The following is a 20,211-nucleotide window of genomic DNA, read 5'->3' on the forward strand; positions in this document are numbered from 1 at the left end:
CAGAACACACCCCAGCATTGTATAGGTGGGGTTATTATATCTGGGCTTATTGTGCACTGCCGACTGCCGGCCGCAGACCTGAATGCAAGCAGGGCGGCAGACACAGCTCCACCGCGCGCCGCAGCCGGGAGGAATCCACGCCGCACCCCTCCCGACCTCGGGCAAGCTCCCCATCCCCCTGGCCGACGGCCGCACCTTCACCCTCGACCTCGACGAACTCCCCCTGCCGGACCCGGAGGCCGACACTCGCTGAGAAGACGCGCCCCGATACAACGAAGAGGTCCGGCAGTCGGTCGGCGAAGGTGCGTTCATCGAAACCGCCGCCGAAGGGTCCCACGTGCCGGTGTCCGGAAAGCAAGCCCCCGGGAGAAGGACGGCGCAGGAAGCCGGCGCCGAGGATCGTTCTCCTCGCTCTCGGGCACTGTGGCCGGGTCAGGTACGGGTGAGGTCGGACAGGAGTACGGACAGGAGGCGTTCTTCCATGACCGCGCTGCCCGACTCCTCCATCGCGAGGGCCAGTTGTGGGTCCCAGGGGCTGGCCGCGGGCGGTCCCGCGAGCGGTGTGGACTCGCCCTCGCCGAGGGCCGTCGTGTAGTCGGCGGCGGTCATCCGCCAGGGGCGGGCACCGTGGCGGGCGACGGCGTCCGTGGTGATGCGCAGTCCGGCCCAGTCGAAGTCGGCGCGCCAGTGCAGCCGGGCTCCCGCGCGTACGGCGGCGCCGAGCAGTCTGTGGCAGGCGGCGGACGGGACGCCCTCGGTGCACACGAGGGCGGCGCCGGTGTCCTGGAGTTCGCCGGCGGCGGCGCGCAGTACGGCCGGGTTCTCGCAGACGTAGATGGTGCGGGCGGCGGGGACGACGGGGCCGGTGGCGAGCTGGTGGAGGGTGAGCCGGAAGGGGATGCCGAAGTCGGCGGCGTCGCGCAGCCAGTCGCAGACCACCGTGTCGCCCTCGGCGCCGATGTTCAGGACGAGGACCTGGCTGGCGAGGTCGTCGGCGATGACCCCGGCGCTGTCCCACAAGGCGCGCCGCCCGACCCGATCGCGCGGTACGACCGCACTGTCGCCGGTACGCCGGGCGAGGCCACGCAGGACGAGCTGTTCGAGCGGGGTGCCGGGCACGAGGGCTTTGGTGTCGCCGGTGGCCCACTCGGCGAGGACCGGAAGCGGCAGGGCGCCGACCGCATGTCCGGGGATCCGTCCCCCGTCACCGGTCAGCCTCTCCAGGACGCGTACCGCCGCGTCAAGGAGAGCCGCGTCCCCCCGGCGTACGAGACGGGTGAGCGTACCGTCGGCGGCGATCCGCTCCAGCCAGGCCGCGAACCATCCCTGCCCGGCGAGCCGACTGGCGTGGGCGGACTTCAGGGCCTGCTCCCGGCGGGCCTGCTCGTCGGCCCGTTCGGCCGGCCGGTCGCGCAGCGGGCCGTGGAGCCGGCCGAGGGTCTGGAGGAGACCGGTGCCGTAACGGTCGTACAGGTATCCGTCCAGGTCACGCAGAGGCACGGCGAGACGCTTGACGGTCTCGGGCCGGTAGCGGCCGGTGATGCCGATGACGGTGCGGCGTTCGGCCTCGCTGGGCGCCGTGAGCCCGATGTCGCCGTCGAGCGCGCCGCCGGTGCGCTCCAGCCTGCGGCGGGCGGCGGCGAGCAGCCGGGTCCATCCCTCGCCCCGCAGTTCGTCGTACGCCGACGGCTCACGCTCAGTCGCCAACCGCGGCCTCCTCGGGCGTCGGGACGCGCCGGGTGCCCGGCGAGCCGAGGGCCGCGGTCAGATCACCGGTGTCGTCGGCGAGGAGCCGGTCACCGTCCCAGACCAGCAGCAGCGCGGAGACGGTGTGGTCGACGGCGGTGTGCGCGAGATCGTAGTGGGCGGCGGCGGACACAGAGGCGTGGGCGGCCCACAGGTCGTAGCCGGTCATGAACAGGTCGAGGTCGAACTGGGACGCCAGCGACATGAGTTCACCGCGCCCGGTGTCGTCCACGCCCGCGAAGGCCTCGTCGAGGGCGAGCAGGCGCGGGGCGTGCGGGTCGGCGGAGTTGAGCATGGCGTGCGCGGCGGCGAACAGTGGCAGGTGCAGCGACACGGACTGCTCACCGCCGGACAGTCGACTGTGGCGGGCACGGGTGAGCCGCTCCTCGCTCTTGTCGGGGCGTACGAGCTGGAACGCGAAGTGCCGCCAGCGCCGGTAGTCGAGTACCTCGGCGAGCAGTTCACGGTAGGGCTGGTCGCGGTGGCGGGCGCGGGCGGTCTTGATCTGCGCGGCGAAGTGCGTGCGCACCCGGGCGAGACCCTCGGGGCCGAGGCGGGCGGCGTCGGCGTCGAGGAGGGCGCAGACGGCACGCTGTTCGTCGTCGAGATGGTCGGCGAGCAGCCAGCTCACCCCGACCGTCGTCCCCGAGGACATCGTCCGCTTGCGCATGTCGGTGTTCATCCGCCGGATCAGGTCACGGGCGTCGACCGTACGGTCGTGGATCTGCTGGGCGAGCCGGGTGAGCAGGGCGTCCTCCAGAATGCGCTGCTCGGACTCGGAGAGCAGTTCGGCCTGGTCACGTCGGTGGGAGGAGATCTTCTGCGCGAAGGCCGCCACGGGCAGCGGCCCCTCCTCGTCGGCCACCCGGACGAGGATGACCCCGTCCGAGCCGTCCCATTCGGGCCGGTAGTCCTGTCCGGCGGCGGCGAGCTGCGCCTGAAGGTCGTCCAGCGCCTTGGTGAGCCGGGTGACGGACTGCTTGAGGCTGGTCTCGGTGGGCGTGAGGTCACGGGTCGCGGTCAGGATCGCCTCGTGTACGGCCACCACGGCCGGCGGGAGGGCTTCCCCCGCCCAGTCGGCCTCCTGGGCGGGCCAGGCCAGGCCGGGCGGGCAGCGCAGGATGTCGAGGAGTTCCCGGGCGGCGTACGGGCGCAGGGAGCGGGCGGTGTCCTTCTCCTCCGCCGCGGCGACCGCCCCGGCCTCGGCGGCGGCGGTACGGCGGGCCTCCGCCGCGGCGGTGCCCGCGATGGCGGTGTGCTGGGCGGTGCGGGCCTCCTCGGCCTCCCGGACCAGGGCGTCGGTCCCGTCCTCGGTCTCCCGCACCTGGCGCATCACCTCCTGCGCCTCGGCCCCGACGGCCTCCTGGAGGGCCTCAAGGCCCGCGGCCTCCTCGGCGTGCCGGCGGCGCGCGGCGCGCTCGGTGTCCGCCGCCGCCTCCTCGTCCTCGGCGGCGGCGGTGAGCCGGTCGGCGGCGGCCTCGGCCGCCTCGCTCTGGCGGGCGTGTTCACGGCGGCGGGCGGCGAGTTCGCGGACCGCCGTCTCGAAGGCGCGGGTGGCGGTCTCGACGGCGTCGACGCGTTCGGTCTCGATGGCGTGCTCGGCCGCGGTACGGCGCAGGGCGCGCTCGGCGACCGAGCAGGCGGCCACCGACTCGTCGTACGAGCCCTGGGCGGCGTCGGCGGCGTCACGGGTGGCGCGCAGCCGCGCCGCGGCCCGGTCGAGCTCGCGCAGCGCCTGCGTGATGCCGGTGATGCGGGGCAGGGCGGCGCGGGCGGCGGCGTACGCCTCCAGGGCGGAGTCCGTACGCGCCTGTGCGCGCGCCAACTCCTCAAGCTGGGCGGAGAGTTCGGCCAGCAGCGTCTCGCAGGCCGCGATCCGGGCGGCACGTCGGCGGGCGCGGGCGGTGGCGCCGACGTACTCGGCGTGCTCCTTGGTGTGGGCGCCGACCAGGACACCGGCCGCGTACCGGCCGTCGGGGCCGATCTGCGGGGTTCCGGCGTCGGGGTCACCGGTGACGGCGACGGAGCGCAGTACGGAGGCGATCCGGGCGGCCGGGATCGCTGCGCCCTCCAGGTTCTCGGGGTCGTCGGGCCGCAGGAGGTCGGCCAGGCTCGGGCCGCCCACCGGGGTACCGGCACGGAGGTAACCCTCGCTGTGCCCGGCCGTAACGGGAGTGTCCTCGGCGGTGACGAGTGCGTCGAGGAGGCCCGATGCCTCCAGGGCCGCCTCCAGGTCCGCCCGTTGACGGTCCGTCAGTTCGTCGTGGAAGTCGACGAGCCGCCACAGCGGAACGCCGTCACCGGGCGCCCGGTCGGCGGTGCGTCCCCGGGCCGGGGGCGGGGCGTCGTCGCGTTCGGCGGCGATCCGGTCGCGTTCGGCTTCCGTCTCGGTGCGGCGGCGCTCGACGTCGGCGCGCCGGGCGCGCAGGGAGGCGAGGGTGTCCCGCAGTTCCTGCACGGCGGGAGCGGCGGCCTCGGTGAAGGCGTCGGCGAGCGTGAACGCCTCGGCCTCACCGGTGAGTTCGAGGGCTTCTGCGAGTCGGCCGGCCCCCTCCCCGGTCAGGAGCTCGCCGTGGGCCCGCGTCCACTGGCCGAGTGCCGTACGGGCCTGCTCGCGGGCGGATTCGAGGGCCGACTCGGCATCCGTTTCGGCGATCTCGGCCGCGGTGACGGCCTCCTGCGCGCGGTCGAGGGAGATCCGGGCGAGGTCGCGGGTCTGCTCGGCGCCGCGTGCCGCCTGCTGGGCGGCGCGTACGGCCCGGACGCCCTCGTGGCGGGCGGCGGCGAGCGCGGCGGAGCGTTCGGCGAGCCGGGCGGGCTCGGCGTCGGCCGGGGTCCAGGGAAGACCGGCGGTGTGGGCGTGGTCGGCGACGGCGGCGGCGTCCCGGGAGACGGCGGCGTCGAGTTCGGCGGCGAGCCGGGCGACGTGTTCGGCCTCGGCGCGGGCGCGGCCGGTGGCGGCCGTACGGCGCTCCCGGTCGGCGGTGGCCTGCCGGGCGGTCTGCTCGCAGGTGCGCACCAGGCGTTCCAGGTCGGCCAGTTGCTCGACGGCCTGGTAGGCGGCGGAGGAGCGCAGCTGGTCGAGACGGGCGCGCTGGGCGGCGAGCGAGGCGTCTGCCGACTCGGCACGCGTCTCGGCGGCGGCCTGCTCCTCGCGGGCCGCCGCCAGGTCCGCGGTGGCGGTGCGCAGCGCGGCGGCGCGCTCGGCGGTCTCGGTACGGCGGGCGGTGAGCCGGTCCGCGGCGCTGCGGGCGTGGACCCGCAGATAGGTGGAGTAGCTGGCGAGGAAGGCACGGGTGGCCTCGTCGGCGGCGGTCAGCCCCTCCAGTGTGCGCTGCACGGACTCCATGTCGTCGAAGGAGCGGGCCGCCTCGGCGATCAGGTCGTCGTCGAGGGGGCGCAGCCCGGCGGTGAGGGTGTCGGAGAGCTTGGCCGGGTCGAGGTTCTTGGCCAGCTGCGGGCGGCGCAACGTGAGGATCAGGGTGAGCAGTTGCTCGTACCGCTCCCGGCCGAGACCGAACAGGCGCTGGTCGACGGCGGCACGGTAGTCGGCCGTGGAGGCGATCAGCTCGCGTCCCAGCTCGGCGGCGAGCTGCTTCCTCGTCATCGGCCGGTCGTCGTCAGTGAGGAGGGAGAAGTCCTCGCCGACGCGGCCTTCGGCGACGAAGTGCCAGCGGGCGGGCGTGTCGCGGTGCCGCTGGGCGTGCAGCCCGATGCCGCAGGTGACGGCCTCGCCCGTCTCCCGGTGGGTGAACTCGATCCAGACATAGCCGAGCGCGCTGTCCTGCCCGCGGAAGAGCAGGTTGGACTTCATCGTGCGGTCCTCGGCGGCGAACGGGTTGAGCCGCTTGGGGTCGATACGGCCGTCGAGGACGAAGGGGAAGAGGACTTCGAGGGCCTTCGTCTTGCCCGAGCCGTTGGGCCCGCGCAGCACCAGCCAGCCGCCCGCGAAGGAGAACTCCTCGTCCCGGTAGTCCCACAGGTTGATGATCCCGGCGCGGGTGGGGACGAACCGGGCTGAGGGGGTGGGAGCGTGGGTGCTCACGGAGTCGGGTCCTTGGCGGTGTCGTCGGCGGTTTCGTTGACGGTGTCGGCGGCGAACAGGGCGGTCTGGGAGGGCGGTTGTGCTGCCGTACGGGTCTTCACGCGGGCCGTGACACCCCGGTAGCGGGCGAGCAGTGGAAGGGCGAGTGCCCCGCCGTCGACCCGGGCGATCAGCGACATGGCGGCCAGCAGGTCGAGGGCCTGGGCGAGCAGCCGGTCCGGGTCGCCCCGCAGATCGGCGGCGAATCCCGCGCCGTACTCGGCGGTGATCTCCCTGAGCCTGCCCCGGAGCCAGGAGTCCGTGACGAAGGGGTACCGGGTCTCCCCCGGTACCTCCCCCTCGTCACCGGACGCCTCGTACGCCGGCTCATCGTCCGGCTCGGCGAGTTCGGCGACCAGCCCGCGCGAGGGCAGGGCCGCGTCGATACGCCGGGCACGGGCCGCCAGACGTTCGGCTGCGGTGGGCGCGGGCAGCAGTTCAAGGGCGTGCCGTCCGGAGCGCTGCACGGCGGCGCTGATCCGGGCGGCGAGCAGCAGCGCGGCCTGCGCGACGGTGCCGCCGCCGGGGAAGCGGATGTCGGACAGCCGCCCGGAGGTGTCGATGAGCGCCACGCCCTCGCCCCGCCGCTCCACCGTCAGCCCGGTCAGCCGCTCCAGGTCCTCGGCGAGGGCGGGGGACCGCAACTGGCCCAGCAGTTCGGTGCCGGCGTCGGCGTAGTAGGCGACCGGGTTCTCCAGCACCAGCCGACGGGCGCGGCGGGCCTGGTCGCGGCGCTGGGCGGCCCGCCCCGCGGACATGCCCAGCGCACTGCCGGAGTCGAGGAGCGCGGTGACCGAGGTCAGGTGCTGCAGGACGCGGGTCGGATGGTGGACGGCGAGGAGGATCTCCCGGTCGATGTCGTACAGGGCCTCGGCCCGCTCGGGGTCGCCGGCCCAGGCGGTGGCGGAGCCGTCGGCGAGGGTGAGCGCGCCGCGTTCGGTGAGCCAGGTGACGGCGTCGACGAAGGCGTCCCGGTCGGGTTTGCGTCCGGTGTCGAGCCCGAGTCCGTCGATGCGTACGGCGTCGGCGGCGACCGCGTCGGCCAGCTCGCCGAGCGCCACCTGGGCGCCGTGCCGGCCGAGAGCGGCGAGGGTGAGGACCAGGTAGGCGTAGCGGCGGCGGTCGAAGGGGCGTCCCGCGCGGGTGAGAGCCGGGCGGGTGGCGTCCAGGCCGTCCTGGGCGCGCTGGAGCCGGGCGGTGTCGGCGGTGGTCACGAGCCGGTGGCCGAGCACCTCCATCAGGTCGGTGCGCAGCTGATCGGCCCAGCGGCGCACGGTCGCCAGCGCCGCCTTGTCCGGGTACCCGGGCGTGATCAGCGGGTGCCGCAGGACGAGCCGTACCGCCTTCTGGTAGTCGGCGAGTTCGAGCGGGGAGACGCCTTCGGCGACGCGGCTCATCCGACGACCCCGCTCATACGGTGACCTCCAGGCGCAGCCCGTCGAGATGGAGACGCCCGCGCACGGTGTCGACGGTCGTGGAGCCCTCGGCGGGGGTGAGGGTGAGCCGCACCCCGTGGGCGGATCCGGAGGCCGCGGTGACCCGGCGGCTGGCGGGGACGCGGGCGGCGAGGGCCACGTCCAGCAGACCGAGCAGGGCCCGTGTCTCGGGCTCGTCGAGCGTCCGGCCGTACACCCCGTCCGACGCGAGGGAGTTCGCGGCACCCCGCCGCTCGGCCTGCTCCTTGAGCTGCTCGGCGCGCAGCAACGCCCGCCGGTCGTCGTCGCGTTCGATGCGGCCGGGGCCGTGCAGGGCGGGGGTGCGGCCCGACTGGACCAGGGTGCGGGCCAGCTCGACCGGTTCGGCCTCCCACCAGGACGTACGGGACGGGATCTGCTCGGGGTCGGCGTACGGAACGGCGATGTGGCGGGGCGCGCCGAGCCCGAAGACCGCCTGGAACAGGGCGTGCGCGTCCTCGTCGCTCTCACAGGAGGTGAACCACTGGGCGAGGTGGCGCAGTTGGCTCTCCCGGCTCACCCCGCCCCGGCGTGCCTCGGTGACCCGGCGCAGCAGGGCCAGGACGGAGCGGATCGCGGTGACGGTGGCGTCCTGCAGCCGCTCGGTCTCGCTGTGCTCGCGCTCCGCGAACCAGTGGACGATGCCGTCCCAGCGGTGCCGCCAGTCCGCGAGGCGCTCGGCGGGGCTGCGGAAGAGCCGCTCGTCCGCCTCGGCCGCGTACTCGATCATGCGGTCCACACCGGTGGCCGCCGCCTTCTCGACGGCCTCGGCCAACAGCGGAGCGTAACGCCCCAACTCGGCGGTGAACTCCCGCATGTGGGCGAGGAGCGTGTCCTTGTGGGCGAGGAACACCTCGGGCCGGGTGTCGTTGGTGCGCGCCAGGTCGCCGAGCATGAGGTAGAAACGGGCGGCCCGCTGCGCCATCTCGTTCAGAACGGAGTCGAGACGCCCCAGCTTGCGGTACACCTCCTCGCCGTCGCCAGCCGTGTTGGCCTCGGCCAACGCGCGCAGGTCGCCGAGGATGTCGGGGAAGACGAGACGGGAGAGCTGAGCGTCCTCCAGGCTCGCCCCGAGCACGTCCTCCACCGCCCGGTACGCCCGGTATCCGGCCTGCGTGAACTGGTACACGTAGTGCCGGTTGCGGTACTCGGCCAGGTTCGCGGCGCGCGTCCCGTCGTACGACCGGTCCAGGACCTGCCACTCGGCGAGCGCGTCGAGCAACGGCTGAACACCCGCCGTCCCGCCGACGGCGCCGGCTGCCGGATGGTGGGCGGCGAGCCGCTCCAGCAGCCCCACCGCGTCCGAAGTGTGCAGCAGCACCTGGTAGTTGGCACGCCCACGGTCGAACGCCCGCAGCAGCCACAGGTATTCGTGGCGCTTCTCGGCGGCGGCGAAGTGGAACAGCCGCAGCCGGTCGTCGAGGGAGAACGCGTCGATACCGAACGCGCCCTCGTCGACGGGGTCCGGGGCGTGGGACTCCGGACCATCGAACTCGTCACTCACGAATCTGCGGGTTTCCCTTCTCCCTTGTTTCGGCTGGTGTGTCCGGCCGGACACACACCAGATGCGCACCAGTCTGCCGCACCCCGACCGGCGCGGGTAAGCCGCTCCCCGGCCGGTGCCACCTGTGCTACGGTGCGCCCCCACCCCCTACCGGGCGGTGACCGCCGTCGGGAGCCACCCGGCGGTCGGCTCAGCGGCGCATCGCCCTATACGCCCCCAGCCACGGTCGGCGTCCAGCGGGCTCGCTTCCCGGCGGCCCTCGTCGGCGGCGGCGCGCAGACAGCCCGACGCGGTGAGGAACGGCGACCTCGTCGGCGTTGGCGACCGTCGCCGACAGCCCGACGATCCGCGTCCCCGTGCCGTCCTCCCGCACGCGGGCCAACAGCGCCTCCAGTACCGCACCACGGGCCGGATCGCCGAGGAGATGGATCTCGTCCACGACCAGGCAGCCCACCTCGGCGAGCGCGTCACGCAGCGATCCGGCACGGCAGATCGCCTCGAACTTCTCCGTCGTCGCCACCCACACGTCGGCCGCCCGGATCAACTCCGTGTCCACGGCGGCCTCACCGGTCAGGCGCACCACCCTCAGGCCGCGCCGCCGCCACAGTTGAAGCTCGCGGTCGAGTCGTCGGTGAGCGAGCGCTGCGGCACCAGCCAGGCCGCCTTGCGGCCCCGGGCGTGCGCGTCCAGGGCCGCGACCATCCCGATCGGCGACTTGCCCGCACCCGTCGGCGCCACCACCATCAGATGCCCGGCCCCCTCCCGTACGGCCGGAACGGCCGCCGCCTGTGCCGGATTGAACGCCGGATGCGGCAGCAGCGCAGCCCACTCGGCCGGCACAAGCTCCTCAACCGGCACATACGCCTGGCCGCCGCCCTCCGGCAACTCCTCCAGCGCGTCTCACTGCGCGGTGAACGCGTCCCGGGCCGCCGCCGCCCAGGGACCCGCGGCCGGGACCGCGTCACCCGGACCGACCGCGACCAGATCGGTGCGACCGCCCGACTCGTTGACGGTGCCGACCTGTTCGGCCTCCTCCCAGTACCGGCTGACGCGGTACGGGACGTCGTGCTCCCGGAGCCAGGTCCGCAGCGTGTCGTACTCCGGCCCCTCGGGCAGGCTCACCCTCACATCGTCGGCCTCCGCGAGCACCTCCTCGGCGGGGCGCCAGGCCGGATCGGTCACCTTGCACCACAACAGGGCCCGCTTCTCGGCCTGTTCGGGCACGGCCAGGTCCTCCGGCCACGCCGGACGGCGCCCTTCGCGCACCGCTGCCGGGAACTGCCCGGGGACGCGGATCGCGGTCACCGTGGCCCCGGCACCGCTCGGGCAGGACCCCATCGGCACAGGAGCGGGCATCGAGGGTACGGCCGTGAGCTGGTCGTACGTCTTCGCCCCCACGTCCGCGAGGGTGAACGCGGTGGGGCAGGCGGGGCAGACCAGCGCGGTGTACCGGTACACCCGCCCCTGCGACTCGTACGGCCTGCGCAGGCTGTGCAACTCCCCCTCGCAGACAGGACAACGGTGCCCCACCCGCTCCTCATAGCTCCATGCCGGCTCCGAGAAGCGCGCCGGGAACGGCCCGCCCAGAGCCACCCCCCACCGCCGCCATGCCACCTCGGCCACGGATCCCTCCGCACCCGTCCCGGACTGTGCCGGGACGCCCCCCTCCATCACTGGGTCCGCGCTGCGCATGCCGCGACTGTTGCATGTCGAGATCTGCGTCCGCAGGCCGTTCATGCGGCTTCCACCACTAAGCTTGATCTTTAACCTCGCTGCTGTTTCAAGCGGACATGCTCGGTGAGGGTTTCGACTCGTTTCACGGTCTTCCCGGGTTCGTGGCGCGGGGCTGGCCTGCGGTTCTTCGAGCCGGGTGGGCGTCCGGGCCCGGGCCGGGCGGGTTGGGGCACACCGGCGGGGCGGGCGGTAAACATTTCTCGGAAGGGGGCGACTCGCCTCTTTGCGTGAGAACAGGTTCTGAGAATCCATCCAAGATCAACGAGGTCCTGGCGGCCCATTCTTGATCTTGCTCCGGCAAAGGGTTCATTCGTGAGATTGGCGCCGCGTTTCAGGGCCGCGCATGACAGGCAAGCGTCCGCACCCGTAACCGGCCGACCGCACGTCAGGAACGGCCAAACCTCAAAAGCCTGCAATGGTCACCGTTACCAGCACCACCTGCGGCAATCATGCATCCCTCCGCCAGGTGACACACGTCACTCGATCGGGTGGCGCGGCTCGTGTCCGCCGTCGGCAGCGGTGACCATGGCGGGAGAGCCGTGTGTACCAGGGCGGGAGGAGAGCGCGATGCCGACGACCTCCCGCCCCCGCACCCGGTCTGGGCTGGCGCGTGTCGCGTTCGTCGTCCTCGCCCTGGCCGCCCTCGCGCTGCTGCACGCCCTGCTCACCCCGGTCGGCACCCACCTGGCCGTGGAAGATCCGGGATGCCCGCACGGCCGTCGCGGCGCCACGGCCGACCGCTGCCCGCCGGCCGTCGCGATGGCCCCGTCGGGCGGGCAGCACCCCGAACACGACCCGGCCGCCCGGGTCTGCGAGAGCGCCCCAGCCCCGCGGGCGACGCACTCCGCGACGCCGCAACCGGCGGCCTCCCCCGGCGCGCCGGCGCTGCCGCCGCTCGACGCGGCCGGCCCCACACGCTCTCCGGAGCTCGGCTCGGTCCCGGACGGGGGCCTTCCGGCCGTTTCGCGGCAGATCCTGCGCTGCTGACCGGGCCGGGCCGCCCCACGCGCACCGCCAGGGGCCGGCCCCGCAGCCCGGTCACCCTCCCCACCACATTCAGCAGGAGAACCATGCCCAGCGACCCCTACGCCGTCATCGCCGCCCTGGTGCGCGCGACCGCCCTGCGCACCGCCTCCGAGGCCCGCGAACCCCGGCCCACCGAAAAGCCCGTCACACCGGCCCCCGAGCAGCAGGCCGCGCGGGAGGAGACCCGCTGCGAATACTGCGCCCCCGCGGCCTGAGCAGCAGGTGGCATCGGTTGGTGGCCGGTGCGGGCCTGGGCGGGCCGCCGGCGGGCGGCTCGCCCACCGTCTTCGCCTGGCGCAGGCGGGGGATTGGCTGGTCGCGGGAGGCTGGCCGGTTTCGGTCGGCTCCCGCCGCCCGCCGTCTGCTCGTAACGCGCTGTTTACATCCGGGCTGGAACTGTTGCCGACAGTGGATCGTCGGACTGGTCGACGGCTGTGCGAGGATCTTCGACCGAGCCGCTGAGTGATGGGTCGCGCCGGAAGGGAGGGCAGGGAGTGTCAGGGAGCAGGTATGCGGTGCGCGCTGTCGCGGCGCTGCTGAGCGCTGTCCTGGCGGTGCTGTTCTTCTCCCATGCCGCTGCCGCGGCGCCTTCAGATCAACGTGCGGCTCAGGGCCGCGGAGCTGCGGCCGTTTTCGAAGTGCAGCTGTGCGAGGGCTCCTTCCGGCCGGAGGAGGCTGCCGGGCACTGGGCGCGAGTCCGGGAGAACAGCCCCCCGGCCGATCCTTCCGAGTCGGCTGGTCCCACGGCGGGGTGTGCGTCGGCCGCGCCGTGCGACTGCCGGCCCTGCCGGCGGGTGCCGTATGAGCCGGTCGGACAGCCGCCGCCCGTTTCACCTGCCCTGTTGCAGGTCTTCCGCTGCTGACAGTCAGGCCCCGTTCCACGCCCCGCTCGTGCGGGAGTCGTGTCCGCTCCTGGCGTGCCGCTGATTGTCAAGCGGCTGTGAGGCGTGCCCGCGTGCCCGCAGGTGAATCGTCACCCGCGACGGCCGGGCGTGTCCGCCACTGACCGTGCGGTCGGGCCGTCCGAGGTGTGAGGAACGGGACCCGCCTCACCATCCCAACCCTTTTTCTGCGAGCCCTGCAAGGCGGTGCGGCGTCCCCTTCGCCCACCCGCGCCGGGCGGCTTCAGGCTGCCCGCCGTTTGGCTCCAGGGCCGCATCATCCCCATCCATCACATCGACGCGCCCCGCCGGGGGCGCAGGAGGTACCTGACATGCGATCCCTGATCGACCACGCCCGTTCCTTCCACCACCGGGCCGCCGGGGAACTCGGCCCGCTGGCCGCCGGCCAGCAGCCGCAGGCCCTGTTCATCACCTGCTCCGACTCACGCGTCGTCCCCTCCCTGATCACCGGCGCCCGGCCGGGCGAGCTGTTCGAGATGCGCACCGCGGGCAACATCGTTCCCCCCTACCGTCTGGAGCGCCCGTCCGGTGAGGCGGCCACCATCGAGTACGCCGTGGAGGTCCTCCAGGTCGCCGACATCGTGGTGTGCGGCCACTCCCACTGCGGGGCGGTCGGCGCTGTGGTACGCGGCGACGACCTCACGGCCGTCCCCGCCGTGAAGGGCTGGCTGGCCCACGCGGCCTCCCCGTCCCTGCAGGACAGCAGCACCGGTGAGGAGCCTGCCGCAGAACTCGCCGGCCCGGTGCAGCGCCACGTCCTGGAGCAGCTGGAGCGGCTGCGCGGCTATCCGGGCATCGCCCGCCGGCTGGCCGAGGGGCGGCTGCGGCTGCACGGCTGGTTCTACGAAATCCACACCGGGCTGGTGTGCGAGCACCGGCCGCAGGACAACGCCTTCCTGCCGTTGTGACCCCCCGCACGACCCGAACCCTGGCCCCCCACCTCGCCAAGGACCCCCATGAATCCCGACATTCTGCGGCGTGACGTCGCCGCGTCCCTCGTCGTCTTCCTCGTCGCCGTCCCGCTGTGTGTGGGCGTCGCCGTCGCCTCCGGCGCGCCGGCCGAACTCGGCCTGGTCACCGGCATCGTCGGCGGCCTGCTCACTGGCCTGCTGCCGGGCAGCAGCCTCCAGGTCAGCGGCCCCGCCGCCGGATTGACCGTCCTCGTCTACGAAGCCGTCCAGACCTACGGACTGCCCGCCCTGGGTGTGATCGTCCTGGCCGCGGGCCTGCTCCAGCTGGTGCTGGGCGCCCTGAAGTGCGGGCGCTGGTTCCGCGGCATCTCCATCGCCGTGGTGGAGGGCATGCTCGCCGGCATCGGCCTGGTCATCATCGCCGGTCAGCTGTACGCCATGGCCGGCGTGGCAGCCCCCGCATCGGGCATCGGCAAAATCGCCGGCCTGCCCGGCCTGGCCGGTGACCTCTTCACCTCCGCCACGATGTGGCCCTCCTTCGCCATCGGGGCGGGCACCATCGCGGTGATGCTGCTGTGGCAGCGCCTGCCCGCCAAGGTGCGGGTGGTGCCTGGCGCGCTGGTGGCCGTGGCCCTGGCCACCGGCGCGACCTGGCTGCTGAACCTGTCGGTGAAGACGGTCGAGGTCCGCGGTCTGATCGACTCGATCCAGCCGCCCGGAACCGACGTGCTCGGCGGGCTCGGCCCCGGCGTGCTCGGCACCGTGCTCGCCTTCACCCTCATCGCCTCCGCCGAGTCGCTGTTCAGCGCGGCAGCCGTCGACCGCATGCACGAGGGCCCGCGCACCGACTACGACAAGGAACTGATGGCCCAGGGCGCGGGCAACATCGTCTGCGGCGCCCTCGGCGCCCTGCCGATGACCGCGGTCATCGTCCGCAGCGCCACCAACGTCCAGGCCGGCGCCAAGACCAAGGCCTCCCGGGTCCTGCACGGGCTGTGGCTGCTGCTGTTCGCCGCCCTGCTGCCGGCCGTCCTCGCACTCATCCCCATCGCCGCGCTCGCCGGCGTCCTGGTCCACGCCGGTGTCAAACTCCTGCCCGTCAAGCAGTTCCCCGCGCTGTGGCGCGGCCACCGCGGGGAGGCCCTGATCCTCGCGGCGACCGCCGTGGCCATCGTCACGGTCAGCATGTTCGAGGGCGTCCTCATCGGCCTCTTCCTGGCCGTGGTCAAGACTGCCTGGCAGACCTCGCACATCAAGCTGGAGGTGATAGACAAGGGCGCCGGCCCCGTCCAGGCGTACCTGTCGGGCCACGCGACCTTCCTGCGCCTGCCGAAAATACTGGACGAGCTGGAAGCACTGCCCAAGGACCGGCCCGTCGAGCTGGACCTGTCCGGGCTGCACCACCTCGACCACGCCTGCCGCACCGCCCTGATCACCTGGGCCGAACGGCACAACGCCGAGGGCACCGAGCCGGTACGGATGTCCCCGGCCCTGCCCTGACACGCCGGGCCCCGGGCCTCCTGCACCACCGGTGGCGCCGCCGCACCCCACCTCGGGTGCGGCGGTGCCACCGCAGGACCGCGACGGTCACATTGAGAGACAATCGACTCCAGCCCCGCCACCGGCCCGGGGATCTCACGGAGCCGGGGAAGCGGGCTCGCTCGATGTGTCCCCGCCGAGAAGGGAGGCGCCCATGGCCGTCATCGTCGTGGGTGTCGACGGCTCGCCGGCCTCGCTCAAGGCCCTGCGCTGGGCCGTCGACGAGGCCCGCCTGCGCGCCGCGACACGGCGGGTCGTCCACGCCTGGACCTCCCCCTATCACGGCAGCGAGATCGCCCGCCTCGCCACCGAAGCAGCGATCCGCGAACCGCTCCAACGGGCGGCCGAGCAGACCCTCCAAGCCGCCCTCGGGCACACCGCGGGCATCGAGGCCGCCGACGTCGAACGCCGCGTCGTCGAGGGCCCGCCCGCCCCCGCACTGATCGAGGCCGCCCAAGACGCCGACCTCCTCGTCGTCGGCTCCCGCGGCCGAGGCGGCTTCGCCAGCCTGCTTCTGGGCTCGGTCAGCCATCAGTGCGCCCAGCACGCCCCCTGCCCCATCGTCATCGTCCACCCCTGACCGCGCCCGCCCCGGCACCCGGTGAGCCGCCCCGAACAGGCTGGCCCCGGAGCTCCCGCCGATGTCGGTGTACGAGTTGATGTGCTGACCCTGTACGCGCACAGGGGCCTGTGCGGCCGGGCGGGCATGCGGGACGGTTCGCGGCCACTGCCCGCAAGGGGCGTCAGAAGCCCGGCGGCTCCTCGACGTGCTCGGCGGGCTCGATCTGGATCGTGGGGTGGGTGACGCCGTATCCCTCGGCGAGGATCTGCCGGGTGCGGTCCAGCACGGCGTGCCAGTCGGCGCCGTCCCTGATCACCACGTGCGCGGTGGCCGCCTCCATGCCGCTGGTGAGCGTCCAGATGTGCAGATCGTGCACCTCGCGCACCCCGGGGACCGCGGCCAGCTCCCGGGCGGCTGCCTCCACATCGATGCCGGGAGGCGCCACCTCCATGAGGATGCGCAGGGCCTGGCGCATGAGCTGCCAGGTCCGCGGCAGGATGAACAGCCCGATGGCCGCCGCGACGATGGCGTCGATGTACCGGAAACCGGTGACCGTGATCACGATCGCGCCGATGATGACCCCGACCGAGCCGAGCATGTCGGCGAGCACCTCCAGGTAGGCGCCCTTGAGGTTGAGGCTCTCCTTGGCGCCGGCGGTGAGCAGCCGGAAGGAGACGACGTTGACGAGGAGGCCGACCACGGCGACCACCAGCATCGGCACCCCGAGGACCTCCGGCGGGTCCCGGAAGCGTTGCACCGCCTCGTAGAGCACGTAGAAGGCGACACCGAACAGCAGCAGACCGTTGATGACCGCGGCCAGCACCTCCAGCCGGTAGGTGCCGTAGGTGCGCTGACCCGCCGCCGGACGCTTGGCCAGCTTGATGGCGGCCAGGGCGAGCCCCAGCCCCAGCACGTCGGTGCCCATGTGCGCCGCGTCGCTGATCAGCGCGAGGGAGCCGGTGACGACGCCCCCGACGACCTCCACCAGCGCATACGTCGCGGTCAGCGCGAACGCGATGGCCAGCGGCTTCTGGTGGCGTCCGCCCGCGCTGCCGATCCGCGGCCCGTGCGCATGCCCGTCACCGCCGGGTATGCCAGGTGCGGAGGAGTCCCCTGCGTGATCGTGCGCCATGATCGTCGAGCCCTTCCCCGCTGCCAGCCGAGTCGATCCAGTACCGAAACCCGCTGGGCGACGGCCCGCTCGACGCAATGCAACCACAAGATCCGCCGGCCCGTCCAAACCGGACCGCACCGCAAAGACAGTAACCTCCGCTCCTCCCAGCCTGAACCAGCCAGGCCCCCCGCGCCACCGTCTCCGGAAGCGTCGGCGAACGGTCGTTTGTGACAGTTACACGGCGTCCAGCTTTGGCCTCTGCTCGCCCCGAAGGGAAGCCGTGACCGAAGGCGACGGTCGCGCTGGCCGACGATCCCGGCGGGGATCGCCGCGTGCTCCACAACCTTCGCATTCTTGGCGGATGACACCCGGCAGCCTCGTCGGGCGAAGAGACCAGCAGGCCATTTCCAGCCCAGTCCGCAGAAGGTCAACGGCACCCGCGAAAGCGTAACGGCACAGCGAACGCCTCCTGTTGGATGCCGAACCCGTGCAGATGGGGAAACCGAGATCAACGGCGGGTGCGCCAAGACCACTTCGCCCAAGATACGCGCAACCGGGGAACTGACGGCGCAGCCACCCCTTGACGTGCTCGGACGGCCAACACAAGGTCCGTTGGCCTCCATCAGCGCGCGCAGAGCGGGTCGTTGGGCGGGTTCGGCTCGCCTCGGGCGGCGCCGCTGCTCACCCCCTGGATCACGCCACTTCGGCCTGTTTGACATTGCGTCAGCAACGCGTGGTGCGAGAGGATGTTCGACGGGCTGTAGTCGTACATGACGCATGAGTACCCTGCAGTGATCGCGCAGCGCCGGTATGTAACACGCTCACGGGGGTGGGTTGATGAAGTTCGACATGGGGTCGACGACCCTGTCCGATCTCGGGAAGAGCACCGTCGGGTCCAGCGAGGACCTGGGCACGCTGATCAAGTGGCTGATCCAGGCGGCGGAGCCGTTGGAGGGGAAGTTCAACACCGGAGGCGGAGAAGCTGTTCGCTTCCACCGCACCGGCACGTGATGGCGCGGACCGCTTCGCGGACAAGGTCGCCACGGTGGCAGACGCCCTGTCGACGTACGCGGCCGAAGTCGCTCCGATCATCAAGCGGTTGGAGCACCTGCAGAGCAAGGCCACCGCGTTCGTGGCGGGACTCAAGACGCCCAGCGGGGAGTTCGACGAGAACTGGACCGATGACGCGGACAAGGTCCAAGAGCATCAGGCGCTGATGCACGACGTGAACGCCGCGCAGGCGGCGTTCACGTCGGCCGAGATCGCCTGCAACAACAAGATCACGGCACTGGTGGGCGGCACCCAGTACGTCATGAACACCGGCGCCAAGCAGTTCAGACCGCTCGACGCGGAGCTCTACGGCTACAGCGCCGAGGTACTGGACCAGGCCAAGGAACTCCCGTGGGGTACGCCGGTTAACCAGTCACACGACTGGTGGGACCCGGACGACCTCGGCTACTACGCCAAGAGCTTCTTCTGGGACGGGTTCATCGTCGACAACGTCTGGGGCACCATCGACGGCCTCGCGACCCTGGTCGGCGTCCATGGCTCGGACGAAGCAGGACAGGCATGGGAAGGCGTGGTGCGGGCGATCGTCGGGGCCGAGACCTACCTCATGGAGTCCGGCGGCAAGGAGCCGACCGGTGTCTTCGCGACCGACTTCGCCCAGGAAAGCAAGGCGTACGCCAAGGAGTTCGGCAAGTCCTTCGTCGCCTGGGACATGTGGAAGGAAAACCCGGCCCGCGCCGCCGCCACCGTCGTCTTCAACGGCCTCACCCTGGGCGCCGGCCCGCTCAAGATCGCATCCGCCGGCAAGGCGGGCACCGCCGCCAAGGTCGCCACCACGGTTGCGAAGGTCGGCGACGTGATCGACCCGGTCGGCGCCGCGGTCAAGGTGACGGGCCACGCTATACCCACTATCGCCCAGGTCACGGAGAACCTGCGCGGCGTGAACAACACCCCCGACCTGCGCGCTCCGCACAGCGTCCTGGAACTCTCCGATGGTTCCAGACTCGTCATCGAGGACGGCAGGTTCATCCCCCACGACAAACACGGCAACGTCGTCAGCGACGTGCCGAAGCAGGAACGATCCGCCGCCGCGGAGGCAACATCGGACCCGACGCCAGTGCGGGAGCGGGAACTTGCTGGGGTCAGCGCGACATCACGTGCCCCGGAGGCCGCTGCTGGTGCCGGTGACCGCCTCGCGCCCCAGGCCAGCCATGAGGCTTCCTCGGGGCACGGCAGTAGCGACACGACTCGCAGTACAGGGCCAGCGGCTGGCAGAACTGGAGCTACACACGCAGGTGGTGCTGGCACACCCGCACCCGGCCACGACACGGCGAGCAACGGTCGTGGTCGTACTGGCTCGGGCGACACCTCCTCAGTCGGCCGCGATGGGCAGAGACCAGAGCGCGCCGCTGGGGCAGGAGGATCTGAAACCGGCAGTCCCCACTCTTCGTCCCACGATCACGAAGCTGGTGCGGATACTCAGGAACCGCACCAGGGGCACGATGCCCCAGACGCTGCCGACGGCGAGGGCACGACGCCCTCCGCAACACACCCGCATAGCAGCTCCGCTGGCGACGGCGGCCCCACGCAGGGCGAACTTCTCCCCGGCACAGCGCGTCGTACCCTGCGCGAGATGCGGGCCATGAACCACAGCAGGGACCGGTACAAGGGTGCCGAGGACTATGTTCCGGCGGCGCACCTGAGCGGCATTACCGTGTTCCGTCCCACGACCACCCCTACTACCCTGTGCAAGGGACAGGGGGGCGCAACGTGGACGTCCCGGTTGATATGCCGGACGGCCGTACGCTGGCCGTGGAGGTAAAGCACTACCTTGAATGGCGGACGATCAAACTCAGCGATGGCAGCACGCGCCCCGTGAAGGGCGAAGTTCCCTTGAATGACGGCATCATCGAGCAAATCAACAAGGACCTTACGCTGCGACGCCAGGATCCCACGTACGATCCGCGATGGGTCTTCCTGCACGCGCCTCCCTCGCAGGCCCTGAGGAACTATCTCATCCAGGCCCGTATCATATTCATCGAATATGGACCGGCTCCCAAATAACTAGAAATACCACGGAAGGTGCAAGACGTGGCGGCGGTAAGTACATCGGACCTGCAAGAATGGATCGAAGGGGAACGTCGGAACATCATCGGCATGGCAGACATGCTCGGGGTGCCATCTGACGTCTACACTCGTGACCCGATGAGTCTTATTCCGGCCCTCCAGGATTACGTTTCACGTGCCCCGCTGGATGAATTCGAGCAGTCCGACTGGATTACGCTGCACGCCGACCTGATGTCCTATGTTGCCGATTACCTCATTCAGAAGCACGGTGCTAGATGGAGTGTTGCGGACGATCCTGCAGCGCCGCGCGGATACCGCTTTGTCATCGACCGGGCGTGACGGACAGACCCGTCGGGTCGACCCCTTCGAGGTGGTGAGCAAGGAATTCGGCAGTCTCCCGATCGAGATCACCCGGATGCTGGCCAGCGCGGAACTCACCTTGCACCTCGCATCCCGGGCCGGCGAGGGCGAATGACGCAGCCCCTAGCCCCATCCTCCGCACGTCACTGGTCTGAGTGACGTCTGTCGGGCTGGCGCTGGTCAGGACAGGTTGATTTCCA

The 20,211-nt window shown here is 72.0% G+C and carries 16 protein-coding genes and 2 pseudogenes; 10 read left to right on the forward strand and 8 right to left on the reverse strand.

Annotated elements, in window-relative coordinates; translation table 11 throughout:
• Positions 1–82: 82 nt before the first annotated feature.
• Positions 83–253, forward strand: a complete 171-nt coding sequence (locus RMT89_RS15545; protein WP_315884343.1) for a hypothetical protein — start codon at positions 83–85, stop codon at positions 251–253.
• A 179-nt stretch (positions 254–432) separates the two neighbouring features.
• Here the strand turns inward: RMT89_RS15545 and RMT89_RS15550 are convergent, their stop codons facing one another.
• The 7 genes and pseudogenes from RMT89_RS15550 to RMT89_RS15585 form a co-directional block, all read right to left on the reverse strand.
• Positions 433–1,707, reverse strand: a complete 1,275-nt coding sequence (locus RMT89_RS15550; RefSeq protein WP_315884344.1) for a TIGR02679 family protein — start codon at positions 1,705–1,707, stop codon at positions 433–435.
• Positions 1,697–5,791, reverse strand: a complete 4,095-nt coding sequence (locus tag RMT89_RS15555) for a TIGR02680 family protein (protein WP_315884345.1) — start codon at positions 5,789–5,791, stop codon at positions 1,697–1,699. Before RMT89_RS15555 ends, RMT89_RS15550 begins: the two co-directional genes overlap by 11 nt.
• Positions 5,788–7,227, reverse strand: a complete 1,440-nt coding sequence (locus RMT89_RS15560) for a TIGR02678 family protein (protein ID WP_315884346.1) — start codon at positions 7,225–7,227, stop codon at positions 5,788–5,790. Before RMT89_RS15560 ends, RMT89_RS15555 begins: the two co-directional genes overlap by 4 nt.
• Before the next feature lie 13 nt (positions 7,228–7,240).
• Positions 7,241–8,788: a TIGR02677 family protein gene (locus RMT89_RS15565; protein ID WP_315884347.1), complete on the reverse strand. Its 1,548-nt coding sequence runs from the start codon at positions 8,786–8,788 to the stop codon at positions 7,241–7,243.
• Positions 8,789–8,978: 190 nt separating this feature from the next.
• Positions 8,979–9,532 (reverse strand): annotated as a pseudogene (locus RMT89_RS15570) (DEAD/DEAH box helicase).
• A 156-nt stretch (positions 9,533–9,688) separates the two neighbouring features.
• The gene (locus RMT89_RS15580) at positions 9,689–10,411 is read right to left on the reverse strand and encodes a hypothetical protein (RefSeq protein WP_315884350.1); all 723 of its coding nucleotides are present in this window, start codon (positions 10,409–10,411) and stop codon (positions 9,689–9,691) included.
• A gap of 140 nt (positions 10,412–10,551) precedes the next feature.
• Positions 10,552–10,704: pseudogene (locus RMT89_RS15585) on the reverse strand (transposase); the annotation flags it as partial.
• Positions 10,705–11,089: 385 nt separating this feature from the next.
• Here RMT89_RS15585 and RMT89_RS15590 point away from each other — a divergent pair.
• From RMT89_RS15590 to RMT89_RS15610, 5 genes are all read left to right on the forward strand, one after another.
• The gene (locus RMT89_RS15590) at positions 11,090–11,509 is read left to right on the forward strand and encodes a hypothetical protein (protein ID WP_315884351.1); all 420 of its coding nucleotides are present in this window, start codon (positions 11,090–11,092) and stop codon (positions 11,507–11,509) included.
• An 83-nt stretch (positions 11,510–11,592) separates the two neighbouring features.
• A complete protein-coding gene (locus RMT89_RS15595) occupies positions 11,593–11,763 on the forward strand; it encodes a hypothetical protein (RefSeq protein WP_315884352.1) in 171 nt (56 codons plus the stop codon).
• Between the two features lie 998 nt (positions 11,764–12,761).
• Positions 12,762–13,358, forward strand: a complete 597-nt coding sequence (locus tag RMT89_RS15600) for a carbonic anhydrase (protein WP_315884353.1) — start codon at positions 12,762–12,764, stop codon at positions 13,356–13,358.
• Between the two features lie 48 nt (positions 13,359–13,406).
• A complete protein-coding gene (locus tag RMT89_RS15605; protein ID WP_315884354.1) occupies positions 13,407–14,861 on the forward strand; it encodes a SulP family inorganic anion transporter in 1,455 nt (484 codons plus the stop codon).
• A gap of 193 nt (positions 14,862–15,054) precedes the next feature.
• Complete coding sequence (locus RMT89_RS15610) at positions 15,055–15,480, forward strand: universal stress protein (protein ID WP_315884355.1); 426 nt, start codon at positions 15,055–15,057, stop codon at positions 15,478–15,480.
• A gap of 163 nt (positions 15,481–15,643) precedes the next feature.
• Here the strand turns inward: RMT89_RS15610 and RMT89_RS15615 are convergent, their stop codons facing one another.
• A complete protein-coding gene (locus RMT89_RS15615) occupies positions 15,644–16,594 on the reverse strand; it encodes a cation diffusion facilitator family transporter (RefSeq protein ID WP_315884356.1) in 951 nt (316 codons plus the stop codon).
• A gap of 819 nt (positions 16,595–17,413) precedes the next feature.
• On the opposite strand from RMT89_RS15615, the gene RMT89_RS15620 reads away from it, so the two are divergent.
• Genes RMT89_RS15620 through RMT89_RS15635 form a run of 4 tightly spaced genes read left to right on the forward strand, consistent with a single transcriptional unit; the run spans position 17,414 to position 19,990 of the window.
• The gene (locus RMT89_RS15620) at positions 17,414–17,587 is read left to right on the forward strand and encodes a hypothetical protein (protein WP_315884368.1); all 174 of its coding nucleotides are present in this window, start codon (positions 17,414–17,416) and stop codon (positions 17,585–17,587) included.
• 34 nt (positions 17,588–17,621) lie between these two features.
• Positions 17,622–19,406, forward strand: coding sequence for a hypothetical protein (locus tag RMT89_RS15625; RefSeq protein WP_315884357.1), 1,785 nt, complete (start codon positions 17,622–17,624; stop codon positions 19,404–19,406).
• Positions 19,355–19,648: a hypothetical protein gene (locus RMT89_RS15630; RefSeq protein ID WP_315884358.1), complete on the forward strand. Its 294-nt coding sequence runs from the start codon at positions 19,355–19,357 to the stop codon at positions 19,646–19,648. Before RMT89_RS15625 ends, RMT89_RS15630 begins: the two co-directional genes overlap by 52 nt.
• 27 nt (positions 19,649–19,675) lie before the next feature.
• The gene (locus RMT89_RS15635) at positions 19,676–19,990 is read left to right on the forward strand and encodes a hypothetical protein (RefSeq protein WP_315884359.1); all 315 of its coding nucleotides are present in this window, start codon (positions 19,676–19,678) and stop codon (positions 19,988–19,990) included.
• Positions 19,991–20,211 lie beyond the last annotated feature (221 nt).

Source organism: Streptomyces sp. P17 (genome assembly GCF_032436805.1).
Taxonomy (GTDB): Bacteria; Actinomycetota; Actinomycetes; order Streptomycetales; family Streptomycetaceae; genus Streptomyces.

Coding starts and splice junctions, on each gene's coding strand:
- RMT89_RS15545 (WP_315884343.1), top strand. CDS start 83: ATGCAAGCAGGGCGGCAGACACAGCTCCACCGCGCGCCGCAGCCGGGA.
- RMT89_RS15560 (WP_315884346.1), bottom strand. CDS start 7,227: ATGAGCCGCGTCGCCGAAGGCGTCTCCCCGCTCGAACTCGCCGACTAC.
- RMT89_RS15590 (WP_315884351.1), top strand. CDS start 11,090: ATGCCGACGACCTCCCGCCCCCGCACCCGGTCTGGGCTGGCGCGTGTC.
- RMT89_RS15595 (WP_315884352.1), top strand. CDS start 11,593: ATGCCCAGCGACCCCTACGCCGTCATCGCCGCCCTGGTGCGCGCGACC.
- RMT89_RS15600 (WP_315884353.1), top strand. CDS start 12,762: ATGCGATCCCTGATCGACCACGCCCGTTCCTTCCACCACCGGGCCGCC.
- RMT89_RS15605 (WP_315884354.1), top strand. CDS start 13,407: ATGAATCCCGACATTCTGCGGCGTGACGTCGCCGCGTCCCTCGTCGTC.
- RMT89_RS15610 (WP_315884355.1), top strand. CDS start 15,055: ATGGCCGTCATCGTCGTGGGTGTCGACGGCTCGCCGGCCTCGCTCAAG.
- RMT89_RS15615 (WP_315884356.1), bottom strand. CDS start 16,594: ATGGCGCACGATCACGCAGGGGACTCCTCCGCACCTGGCATACCCGGC.
- RMT89_RS15620 (WP_315884368.1), top strand. CDS start 17,414: ATGAAGTTCGACATGGGGTCGACGACCCTGTCCGATCTCGGGAAGAGC.